Raw genomic sequence first — 10,763 nt, 5'->3', positions numbered from 1 at the left:
AAAATATGGGTAAGGTTACAGGTTTTCTGGAAATCGACCGGCAGGTGGCGAAGTATCAGCCGGCGTCGGATCGCATCCGTCATTTCCGCGAATTCACGATCCCGATGTCGGACCCGGAAGTGCAGAAACAGGCAGCGCGCTGCATGGACTGTGGCATCCCCTACTGCCACGGCCCGACCGGCTGCCCGGTTCACAACCAGATTCCGGACTGGAACGACCTCGTCTACAACAACAACTGGGAAGCGGCGATCCAGAACCTGCATTCGACCAACAACTTCCCGGAATTCACAGGTCGCGTCTGCCCCGCTCCCTGTGAAGAGGCCTGTACGCTGAACCTCGAGGACGCGCCTGTTGCCATCAAGACGGTCGAGCAGGCGATTGCCGACAAGGCTTACGAGCTCGGCTTCATCCGCCCGCAGCCGGCAACGATCCATACCGGCAAGAAGGTCGCGATCATCGGTTCCGGCCCCGCCGGCATGGCTGCCGCCCAGCAGCTCGGCCGCGCCGGTCATGACGTGCATCTCTACGAGCGTGAGACGAAGCCGGGCGGTCTGCTGCGCTACGGCATTCCGGACTTCAAGATGGAAAAGAACTTCATCGATCGCCGCGTCGAGCAGATGAAGGGAGAGGGCGTCACCTTCCATTGCGGCGTCAATGTCGGCGTCGACGTCAAGGTCGAACAGTTGCTCGCCGATTATGATGCCGTGCTTTACTGCGGCGGCTCCGAGACGCCGCGCGCAGCCGGTATTCCCGGCACCGATCTCGCCGGTGTTCACGATGCGATGCCGTATCTCGTTCAGCAGAACAAGCGTGTCGGTCGCGAGAATATCGACAGCACCGGCTGGCCGTCCGACCCGATCCTGGCCGGCGCCAAGCATATCGTGGTCGTCGGAGGTGGTGACACGGCGTCGGACTGCGTCGGCACGGCCTTCCGTCAGGGGGCTGTCAAGGTGACCCAGCTCGACATTCGTCCGCAGCCGCCGGAGAAAGAAGACAAGCTCGCCGTCTGGCCGTTCTGGGCCACGAAGATGCGCACCTCCTCTTCGCAGGCCGAAGGCGCGATCCGCGAATTCCAGGTCGCGACGCTCGAATTCGTCGGTGAAGACGGTGTGCTGACCGGTGTGAAGTGCTGCGAAGTCGATGAGCGCCGTCGCCCGGTTCCGGGTACGGATTTTGTCATCAAGGCGGATCTTGCCTTTATCGCCATCGGCTTCAGCGGTCCGTTCAATGACAGCGTTTTGAAGGAACTCGACGGCAAGCTGACGCTCAATGTCGACAAGCGCGGATCGACCAACGTCGTTGCCAACGATCGTGACTACAAGACCTCGGTCGACAAGCTCTGGACGGCCGGTGACGTGCGCCGCGGCCAGTCGCTGGTGGTCTGGGCGATCCGCGAAGGCCGCCAGGCGGCACGCGCGATCGACGAGGCACTGATGGGCTCCACCGTCCTGCCGAGCTGATCCTCTTCGAATAATTCGTCGAGCGATAAAACTCCGCCGTATTCCGGCGGAGTTTTTCGTGGTGCGACCGGTTGACGCGCCGCGGCCTCCGGCAAGCTCCATGCAATTCCCGAACCGCAGGATTCTTGCGTGCGCAGGCCCGAACCGGCCCGCGACGACTGGCCGGATATGCCCCCGTCCGTTCAGTCGTGAGGCGTTTACTGTTGGCCGTGGCGCAGGGACAAGGTTGCTGCGGACCAGATCAAAGGAAAAACCATGGTTTCCGCAATCGATAGTACGCGGCTGGTCTCAGCCCAATATGCCCTGAAGAACCTGCGCGGTTCCGACAGCGACAGTCAGAGTGGCACCGAACCCTCCAGCGCTGCCAGCATTCTCAGCAGCTACGGTCTCGATCCGGACACGTCGTCGCTACTTTCCAACAATGCGCTGGCAAGCCTGCTCGATACGCTCTCGACGCAGAACGATCAGGCCGAGGAGACGACCGACACTACGGGCAAGAATCTCGATGTGACGAGTTCTTCCTTCATGGCCATGCTTAAAAAGCAGCTTGAAGAGGCCGCCCAGCAGGAAGGGACCGATGGTACGGCGCATGACATGCTCGCCGCTCTTGAAAATGGTACGCTGACGGTCTCCGATCCGACGCAGGGCGTTTCCATCACTGCCTGGGACGTCGAAAATCCGGATGAAGCGAATACAGACAGCAAGCCCGGCACCGATATCGATGCCAGCGGCTGGAACGATTTCCTCAACGCGCATCTGAAGCGCGGCGATGATGCGTCCTTCGTCAAGCAGGGTAATCACTACGTGGATCAGTTCGACAACAGCAATGCCTATTTCGGCCAGATCGGCTCGAACTTCTACTATCTGACCTGGCCGCAGGCGGCAGCCAAGTAAGTCCCGAATGTCAATAAGGGCCGCTCAAGCGGCCCTTTCCTATTTCACGGAGACTTCCGCCGTCGTCTTCAGCGTCGGCATGCGGTAATCGTCTATACGCCCCGCCGGCGCCGGCGCCATTTCCCCCTGTTCGACCAAGAGATCGCGCGGCGATTTCGTCAGCGTCACCGGCGGTGTCTTGCTGGCACCGAGCAGTTCCGCTCCGCCATCGAGGTTCGGGTCGGAAAGGCTGATCGGCTGCGTGTGTTCAACCGGATTGTTGGGCAGCGTCAGCGCCGGCAGGTTGCCGGGATCGAGGCGCACGAGATCGGGGCTCGCCTGAGTGCCAAGAAGGCGGCGAGCGGGCTTTTCCACGTAGAAGGCCAGCTTGCGGCGACCTGCCTGCGTCAGGTTGATGCCATCGGTCGTGCGCAAGCGCACCTGTTGGCCGTTGACATCGGAGCCGGTGACGATGAACTTGCCATTCTCGTCCACGAAGCCGTCCCAGATATCGACGAATTCGCCACCGATACTTTCGAGTTGATTGCGGTAGAGCTGGTTCATCTGCACGGCGTCAGCGGTCATCGAATCGGATTCGAAGGCGGGAAGTCCGACCCAGAGCAGCGGAATCTTGCGGCTCGTTACCTCCTTGCCGAAGGCTAGCACGCGGCGCTGATATTCGCTGAACCAGCCATCGGTGCGGAACTTTTCCTTGCCGGCATCCGTCACCATCTGCTGGCGATCGTTGGCGCCGATCATGACGACGACCATAGCCGGTTTCAGCTCGTCGATCATTTTCGGCAATTCGCCGGGCCAATTGTAGTAGTCGTCGCGAACGAGGCCAGAGGAGACGTTGCTGCGGGCTTCTACCACGACACCGGGCGAGGTTTCGAAAGCGGCGGTGAGGCCGTCACCCAGCCCGCCGGCCAGAAAGTCGCCAACGACCAGAATTTTCTGGGCGTTGTCGAGCTTTTGGACCACGGGTTGGCTGGGCGCGACCGGCGCCGTGCGCATTGGTGTCACGGCCTTCTGCGCAGGCGGGCGCCTGCGGGGCTGCTGTTGCCGCCGCGGCTGGTCACGCATTTCGGGCTGTGGATTCTCGTCGATGTAACGGCGGCCTAGAAAGAAATCGAGGATGGAGCGGCGCTGATAACGAAGCTCCTGCGCTTCGGCGTAATGGGCCGGCAGCATCGAACCCAGGCAAAGGGACAACGCGGCTGCGGCGAGCGCAAGCCCACGAATCCATCGGGTCCGGTTAATTTTTCTTGTCATCGGGCAGTTCCGCATCTGCCGGGCATTTTGCATAGGCAGCAGCTTTCCGTCCACTCTACCCGTATTATTTAGGTCAGGCTTTCCCCGCTTCTACAGCATCGGCTCGAAAATCATTATCGATTCCCGGAAGGCACGATGCGTAAATTCAAGGAGTTAAGGCGCCCTTCACATGTCTTAGCGTGCGGCGCTTTAACGGCGCAGTGCATCGAGAAGCGAGAGCGATGGCTCACCATCCGGCTGCATGCCGATGCGCTCCTGAACGGCGGCGATGGCTGCCTTGGAGCCGGATCCGAAATTGCCGTCGACATCGCCGCTATAATAGCCAAGCGTCTTCAGGCGCGTTTGCAATTCGAACTTCTCGGTGATGTCCAGCGCACCTTGGGGACGCGGCCATCGCTGCTGGATGCCGCCAAAGCCGGCGATCTGGTCTGCGAGAAGGYCGACGGCAAGAGCGTAGCTATCGGAGGCATTATAGTTCTTGATGGTGAAGAAGTTCGCCGTCATCAGGAAGCCCGGACCGTCAGCACCCGCCGGCATCTTCAGCATGGCGCGGGTATCGCCGTCCTTGAAAGGCTTGCCATTCGGACGCTTCAGGCCGAGGGCCGCCCATTGGGCGAGTGTACGCGTCTTGCCGGTCTGCTGGGCGGCGGATGCCGGCACCGCAACCTCGTAGCCCCAGGTCCTGCCGGTATCCCAGCCGTTCTTCATGAGAAGGTTGGCCGAAGTCGCCAGCGCATCGGGCACCGAATTCCAGATGTCGCGATGACCGTTGCCATCGGCATCGACGGCGTAGAGAAGATAGCTTGTCGGTATGAACTGGGTGTGGCCCATGGCGCCGGCCCACGACCCGGTCATTTGCTTGGCGGGCACGTCGCCGTTCTGCAGGATCTTCAGCGCAGCGATCAACTGCTTCTTGGCAAATTTGGCACGCTTGGGGTCGGCATAGGCAAGTGTTGCCAATGCGCGCGGCACATAGTGAAGGCGCTCATCCTTAGCGAGAACTGCGCCGTAATTTGATTCCATCGACCAGATGGCGAGCAGAATCGATTTGTCGACACCGAATTGGCGCTGGATCTGATCCAGCGTCTTGGCATACTTGGCGGCCATCTTGCGGCCGATTTCCACAGTATAGGGATTGACGCGGGAATCGACGTAATCCCAGATTTTGGATGTGAATTCAGGCTGATAGGTCGCCTTTTCCAGTACCGTCGGGTCAGGCTCGCTTACCCCCGAAAAGGCTTTCTGATAGGTTGCCTTACTGATGCCACTCTGCGCGGCAGTTTGGTAGAAGTCCGCGATCCACTTCTGGAACCGGGCATCTGCTTTTGCGTTATTGGGGGCCAGTCCGGTCGCTGTGGCGACAACGAGGGCGAGAGCAAGACCACGAAGGGAGTTTATATATTTTTGGGTCATCGGCAGTCGTATCCGTCATCTTCAGTTTTAGCCTGGGCGGTACGTCATGCCCGTCCTACACTGAAATTACAGGAACGGAGTCAACAAATTCTTTACCATGGGCGGCCGGTCCAGTCACCATTTGCAAAACGGTAGCAATTCTATACTAGTTCAAATCGATATAGCGTTGAATTAAAAGCGGTATAGTCAAAACAGGAGGTCGGTGTGGCTCTGAATAAGAAAGTTCGTAAGGCAGTATTTCCGGTTGCAGGCCTGGGAACGCGATTCCTTCCAGCCACAAAAGCGGTTCCGAAGGAAATGTTGACTGTCGTCGACAAGCCAATCATTCAGTATGTCGTCGACGAAGCACTTGAAGCGGGCATTGAACATCTGGTTTTTGTTACTGGTCGTAACAAACATGTCATCGAAGATTACTTCGATATTCATTTCGAACTTGAGCAGACGCTCAAGGAGCGCGCCAAGAAGGCGGAAATCACCCTCCTGCAGCAGCAGCTTCCCAAGGCAGGCACGGTGAGCTTTACCCGTCAGCAGGAGCCGCTCGGCCTCGGCCACGCCGTCTGGTGCGCCCGCGAGATCATCGGCGACGAACCTTTCGCCCTGCTTCTGCCCGACATGATCATGAAGGATCAAAAAGGCTGTATGAAGGGCATGATCGATCTCTATGAGCATAGCGGCGGCAACATCATCGCCGTCGAGGAATGCGCTCCCGACCAGGCACACAAATACGGTATCGTCGGCGTTGGCGAATCCGTCGGCGAAGGTTTCCGCATCACCGGCATGGTCGAGAAGCCGGCCAAGGGTACGGCTCCGTCCAACTTCTTCATCAACGGCCGTTACATCCTGCAGCCGGAAATTTTCAAGATCCTGGAGACCCAGGAGCGCGGCGCCGGCAACGAAATCCAGCTCACCGACGGCATGCTGAAACTGCTGAAGGAACAGGATTTCGCCGGCTACCACTTCAAGGGCGAGACATACGATTGCGGCGCAAAGGACGGTTTCATCCTCGCCAACGTTGCTTTTGCTCTTGAGCGCGCGGATATCCGCCCGACCGTCGAAGACGGTTTCAAGAACCTGCTCGCCCGCCTGAAGTAAGGCTGTTCAGCGCTTCAATTTGAGACCGACGCCGGCTCGCCATTGCTGCGAGTCGTCGCCTTCCTTACGGGTCGTCAGCTCGTAGCCAAGCGTGCTGGTGAAATCGAGGTATCGGTTAATATTCCAGATAAGACCAGTCGAGGCGGTGTAAACCGTCTCGTCGCTTATCGTGCTGCCGCTTGGATAGTCGCGCAGCGTCACCCCGCCGATAACCGTCGTTACCAGATTGTCGCGCAGCTGATGATCGACCGTTGTCGTCAGCTGATGCGAGACATAGCCGCTTTCGCCCGCCGCCGTCGACGGCTGGATGCTGGTCTGCAGATCGAGATTGACATTCGTTCCGCGGATCGGCGACCAGAGCAGGCTTGCATCGAGTGTTGCCGTGTCGATCGATTTCAGGCGGCTGTCGTCGAAGTCCGCCGTCGCATAACCGACTGCGACCTCGCCCTTGAGTTTTTCGCCCATATCGACCTGCACGCCGCCCTTGCCGCCGTAGCTGTCTCCCGAACGCCGGTAACCCGATGAATCGGTGCGTTCATCGTAATTCGTCTTGCCGATAGACGCTTCGATAAACGGAATGAGGGCGGGTGACAGTTCATAGCCGATGCGGCCGCGCACGGTCCCCGTAGTCTCGTTGCGGTCGCTCATCGAAACTGTCGTACCGTTCGAAAGCTCGGCGTCCGAATAGATCGCGCGGGAGAGTGCGAGAGCGGCGGTTCCGCGCAAGATGCCGAAGTCGTGCTCGATGGACGCGCCGCCGGTAAACTCCTGTACATCGGATTGCTGATCGGCGTTGGTGATCGCATCCGGATCATCCGTGTCTTCGCGGTAGAAATTATAGCCGCCGGTGATATGGCCGACGGTGTCGCGCGTCAGATCCAACCGCAGGTCGCCATCGATCTTGAAGGATGGCTGTTCTTCACCCTCACCGCTGATGTTCTGCTGCCAGGCTCCTTCGGAGGTCACGGTCAGCTGATGCCGGCTCCAGTCGGAGGTCAGCGTCGCGCCCATGTCGGTTTCGAGAAAACCGCGGCTTTTTTTCGTGCCGCCATCCTTCGTGGTTTCGGTGTTGATCGTTTGCGTGACGCTCGGGCGTAGTACAAAGCTGCCGAGCGGGATCCCCGGCGTCTGCTCGGTCGAGACGCTCTCAGATACCTTGCGTGCCTGTGTCTCGTCGAGGCGGGGCTCGCGGGTGTTCAGCCTGCGCATATCCTCGTCCAGGATCGAACCGGTGATGTCGTCGTCGGGCAGCGGTGGTCGAGCGGATGCTATTGCGCTGTCTGCGTCCTGTGCCTGCGCCGAGGTGTTGGCAGGGGTGGTCGTATCATCGCCCGCGCCACCGCCGTCCGGCGCCGCGTTGCCCGCGCCGCTGCGCTGCGTGGCTGACGTGGCCGTGGTGCGGGAATTTGCCGTGCCTGCCGATTGTTGCTGCGACGTGATCTGCTGCGCGAAAGCTGAGGGCACGAGCAGCAAGCCGATAGCCGTGATGGAGACGGCACGGCTCATGGCGCGGAGCGGCGTCACACTGCTCGTCTGTTTTCCCTGGCCCATTCAATCCGCGCCTGAAATGCTTCGAAGTCTTACCCAAGCGTAAAGCCTTGTGGTTAATCATTCGTTGCCGCGCAGGCTGCGTGTTCATACATGGGAAAGATTGTCGGGTGGACAGGTAAAGTGAAAAGGTCTAACGCATTGCCATGATCAGAAGAGCGGTAAAACTCGTCGAAAACAGCGTTCTGGAGTCGGGCAAGCGCACCGTCAGCATTGAAAGGCGCGCCCTGGAAGCACTCGAGCGTGCTTTCGATGATGGGCTGGCCGGACCCTTTACCCGAGCGGTCGAGGTGATTGGCGAGAATACCGGCCGCGTGATCGTGACCGGCGTCGGCAAGAGCGGCCATATCGGCACGAAGATTGCTGCCACCTTCGCTTCAACGGGTACGCCAGCCTTTTTCGTGCATGCGGCGGAAGCCAATCACGGCGACCTGGGCATGATTGCCGGCGACGACGTCGTGCTCGCAATCTCGAAGGGCGGCGAGAGCGCGGAGCTGAAAAGCATCATTTCCTACACGCGCCGTTTTTCCATTCCGCTGATCGCCATGACCTGCAGCCCGCGGTCCTCGCTGGCGACTGCTGCGGATATTGCTCTCGTAATTCCCAATGAGGAAGAGGCCTGCCCCAACGGGCTGGCGCCGACCACGTCGACAATGATGCAGCTCGCGCTCGGCGATGCCCTCGCGATCGCGCTTCTGGACGCGCGCGGCTTTACTGCTACGGACTTCCATGTCTTCCATCCCGGCGGCAAGCTGGGTGCCAGCCTGATGCATGTCGTCGACGTCATGCATACCGGTGACCGCCTGCCGCTCGTCTCCAAGGGTACGTCCGTGCCTGACGCAATCAGGGTGCTGTCGCACAAGCATTTCGGCTGTGTCGGCGTTCTGGATGCGGAGGGCCGGCTTTGCGGTATCGTCACGGATGGTGACATGTCCCGCAATCTCAACCGCAATCTCGCAGAGCTGATAGTCGACGACATCATGACGCAGGCACCGAAGACTGTGAGGCCGACGATCCTGGCAACTGCGGCCCTGGCGCTGCTCGAACAATATAAGATCGGTGCGCTTATCGTTGTCGACGACGATCAACGGCCGATCGGGCTCGTTCATTTCCACGATCTCTTGYGGATCGGAGTCGCCTGATCAGGTCGGTTCCACCGTCAGGTCGCGGCCGCTGCTGGAAACGACCCTGACCTGTGTTCCGGCCGGAAGATTCGGCCCCATGACCTGCCACATCGTGTCGTCGAGACGAATGCGGCCGCGGCCTTCGCGGATCGGTTCGTGTAGTGTCGCGGTACGACCAACAAGGCTCGCGCCGCGCTGATTGAGGAACGGCTCGTCCGTCCTGTCGTTACGCAAAGTCAGCCGCCTTCCAATAAATGTTGCAGCGACCGCCAGGATGGCGAAGAGGATCGCCTGAAGTTCCCAGACCCAGAAGGCGGCATCCCAGAAGAGAAGCGACAGAACGCCGACGGCAAGTGCCGCAAGCCCGATCCAGACGAGGAAGAAGCCGGGCACGACCATTTCGGCGGCGAGCAGCACGAGACCTGCCACCCACCAGCTCCACGGTCCAAGTTCGCCGACGATCTTCGCCAACATCGCTCATCGCTCCGAACTGGGATTGAAGGGACTGGGCGGAGGTGGGGCGACCGGAGGCGTCGAACGCACCGGACCAGGACGCGGGCGTGGCGGCGGCGGATTGTTGCCGTCGCCAAAGACTTCGCGGGCGATCGAGCCGATACCGGCAAGCGAACCGAGAATGGAGGAAGCCTCCATCGGCATCAGCACGACCTTGGCATTGTTCGCCTGGCCGATCGATGCCAGCGCTTCCGTATATTTCTGTGCAACGAAATAGTTGATCGCCTGTACGTCGCCAACGGCGATGGCTTCGGAGACCATACGCGTCGCCTTGGCCTCGGCCTCGGCCAGGCGCTCACGGGCTTCAGCGTTGCGGAAGGCGGCTTCGCGCTGGCCTTCGGCCTCGAGGATGGCGGATTGCTTGGCGCCCTCGGCTCGCAGAATCTGCGCGTTGCGCGAACCTTCGGCTTCCAGCACCTGAGCACGCTTCTCGCGCTCGGCTTTCATCTGGCGGGCCATCGCGTCAACGAGATCGCGCGGCGGCTGGATGTCCTTGATCTCAACGCGGGTAACCTTGATGCCCCAGGGATGCACAGCTTCGTCAACAACACGCAGCAGCCGGTCGTTGATTGCATCGCGATTGGAGAGCAGTTCGTCGAGGTCCATCGAGCCCATGACGGAGCGGATGTTGGTCATGGTGAGGTTCAGGATTGCATTTTCCAGATTGGAGACCTGATAGGCGGCCTGAGCGGCATTCAGCACCTGGTAGAAGGACACGGCATCGGCTGAGACCGAAGCATTATCCTTGGTAATCACCTCTTGGGTTGGCACGCTCAGCACCTGTTCCATCACGTTCATCCTGGCGCCGACACGCTCAATGAAAGGGGTGATCAGGTTGAGGCCCGGTTCCAGCGTGCGTGTGTAGCGGCCGAAACGCTCGATCGTATAGCGATAGCCCTGCGGAACCGTCTTGATACCCGCAAAGAGCACCATGATGACGAAAATCACCAATACGATCACGACGATATCGAAGCCGCCCAGCAGCATGTATTCCTCCCTAAGCCCACCTAACTGACGTGGTGAGTTAGCACGATATTTGCAAGGAAGGAATGACGGCTGCGCCTGTCAAATCAGGGTGATAGGCCGACGTCGTCAAGGTCGCTCTTGGTGATGTAGCCGCCCATGAGGCAATTGGTGAGAAACGGTTGATCGTCCGGCCTCAGATTGCTGGTTTTGACATCTCGGAGGCGGAGTTGACACGCGACCTGCCCGACGATGCCTTTCGGAGGGGTGCTGGCAGAGATCCGCTGATAACGCTCCCAAACGAAATAACCGCCCCCTGCGATAACGAGCAAGCAGGCGAAGACAATCAATTTTCTCAAACCCGAAGTCATCAAATGCGTCCAGATCAATAAGGCACGAGGCTGTGAATGTGCGGGATGCAGTCGCGTCTGCGACGCGATTGCAATCGCCTGCCGGCCATTCTTTAGATCTGGGGCGCAGGGCGCTTTTATCTATTGCAGGCGCC

10 protein-coding genes are annotated in these 10,763 nt (G+C 59.8%); 4 read left to right on the top strand and 6 right to left on the bottom strand.

The genetic code is table 11. The features are described from left to right. Positions 1-5 precede the first annotated feature (5 nt). Entirely contained in the window at positions 6-1,460 is a 1,455-nt protein-coding gene (locus tag AC1DF8_RS19300; RefSeq protein WP_112544481.1) for a glutamate synthase subunit beta, read from the top strand. A gap of 255 nt (positions 1,461-1,715) precedes the next feature. After that, positions 1,716-2,354 (top strand): hypothetical protein, encoded by a 639-nt coding sequence (locus AC1DF8_RS19295; RefSeq protein ID WP_478154470.1) that lies wholly within the window; start codon positions 1,716-1,718, stop codon positions 2,352-2,354. A 39-nt stretch (positions 2,355-2,393) separates the two neighbouring features. Here the strand turns inward: AC1DF8_RS19295 and AC1DF8_RS19290 are convergent, their stop codons facing one another. After that, positions 2,394-3,605, bottom strand: a complete 1,212-nt coding sequence (locus AC1DF8_RS19290) for a DUF459 domain-containing protein (protein ID WP_183890129.1) — start codon at positions 3,603-3,605, stop codon at positions 2,394-2,396. A 189-nt stretch (positions 3,606-3,794) separates the two neighbouring features. Then, the gene (locus tag AC1DF8_RS19285) at positions 3,795-5,018 is read right to left on the bottom strand and encodes a lytic murein transglycosylase (protein ID WP_478154469.1); all 1,224 of its coding nucleotides are present in this window, start codon (positions 5,016-5,018) and stop codon (positions 3,795-3,797) included. Between the two features lie 204 nt (positions 5,019-5,222). Between AC1DF8_RS19285 and galU the strand changes: the two genes are divergently transcribed. After that, positions 5,223-6,110, top strand: coding sequence for a UTP--glucose-1-phosphate uridylyltransferase GalU (gene galU, locus AC1DF8_RS19280; protein ID WP_112544136.1), 888 nt, complete (start codon positions 5,223-5,225; stop codon positions 6,108-6,110). A gap of 6 nt (positions 6,111-6,116) precedes the next feature. On the opposite strand, the gene AC1DF8_RS19275 is transcribed toward galU, so the two are convergent. Beyond that, positions 6,117-7,661 (bottom strand): outer membrane beta-barrel protein, encoded by a 1,545-nt coding sequence (locus AC1DF8_RS19275; RefSeq protein WP_478154468.1) that lies wholly within the window; start codon positions 7,659-7,661, stop codon positions 6,117-6,119. A 143-nt stretch (positions 7,662-7,804) separates the two neighbouring features. On the opposite strand from AC1DF8_RS19275, the gene AC1DF8_RS19270 reads away from it, so the two are divergent. Then, positions 7,805-8,800, top strand: a complete 996-nt coding sequence (locus AC1DF8_RS19270) for a KpsF/GutQ family sugar-phosphate isomerase (RefSeq protein ID WP_478154467.1) — start codon at positions 7,805-7,807, stop codon at positions 8,798-8,800. Here the strand turns inward: AC1DF8_RS19270 and AC1DF8_RS19265 are convergent, their stop codons facing one another. The 3 genes from AC1DF8_RS19265 to AC1DF8_RS19255 all read right to left on the bottom strand — a co-directional run bounded on the left by AC1DF8_RS19265 (position 8,801) and on the right by AC1DF8_RS19255 (position 10,629). Further along, a complete protein-coding gene (locus AC1DF8_RS19265) occupies positions 8,801-9,256 on the bottom strand; it encodes an NfeD family protein (RefSeq protein WP_112544131.1) in 456 nt (151 codons plus the stop codon). It lies immediately after the preceding gene. A 3-nt stretch (positions 9,257-9,259) separates the two neighbouring features. After that, positions 9,260-10,282: an SPFH domain-containing protein gene (locus tag AC1DF8_RS19260; RefSeq protein WP_112544129.1), complete on the bottom strand. Its 1,023-nt coding sequence runs from the start codon at positions 10,280-10,282 to the stop codon at positions 9,260-9,262. An 83-nt stretch (positions 10,283-10,365) separates the two neighbouring features. Further along, positions 10,366-10,629: a hypothetical protein gene (locus AC1DF8_RS19255; RefSeq protein WP_162728559.1), complete on the bottom strand. Its 264-nt coding sequence runs from the start codon at positions 10,627-10,629 to the stop codon at positions 10,366-10,368. Between the last annotated feature and the right edge of the window lie 134 nt (positions 10,630-10,763).

The organism is Rhizobium sp. 05N49 (assembly GCF_056396805.1).
This window is presented reverse-complemented; position numbering and strand designations above follow the sequence as displayed.

Coding starts and splice junctions, on each gene's coding strand:
- AC1DF8_RS19300 (WP_112544481.1), top strand. CDS start 6: ATGGGTAAGGTTACAGGTTTTCTGGAAATCGACCGGCAGGTGGCGAAG.
- AC1DF8_RS19295 (WP_478154470.1), top strand. CDS start 1,716: ATGGTTTCCGCAATCGATAGTACGCGGCTGGTCTCAGCCCAATATGCC.
- AC1DF8_RS19290 (WP_183890129.1), bottom strand. CDS start 3,605: ATGACAAGAAAAATTAACCGGACCCGATGGATTCGTGGGCTTGCGCTC.
- AC1DF8_RS19275 (WP_478154468.1), bottom strand. CDS start 7,661: ATGGGCCAGGGAAAACAGACGAGCAGTGTGACGCCGCTCCGCGCCATG.
- AC1DF8_RS19265 (WP_112544131.1), bottom strand. CDS start 9,256: ATGTTGGCGAAGATCGTCGGCGAACTTGGACCGTGGAGCTGGTGGGTG.
- AC1DF8_RS19260 (WP_112544129.1), bottom strand. CDS start 10,282: ATGCTGCTGGGCGGCTTCGATATCGTCGTGATCGTATTGGTGATTTTC.
- AC1DF8_RS19255 (WP_162728559.1), bottom strand. CDS start 10,629: ATGACTTCGGGTTTGAGAAAATTGATTGTCTTCGCCTGCTTGCTCGTT.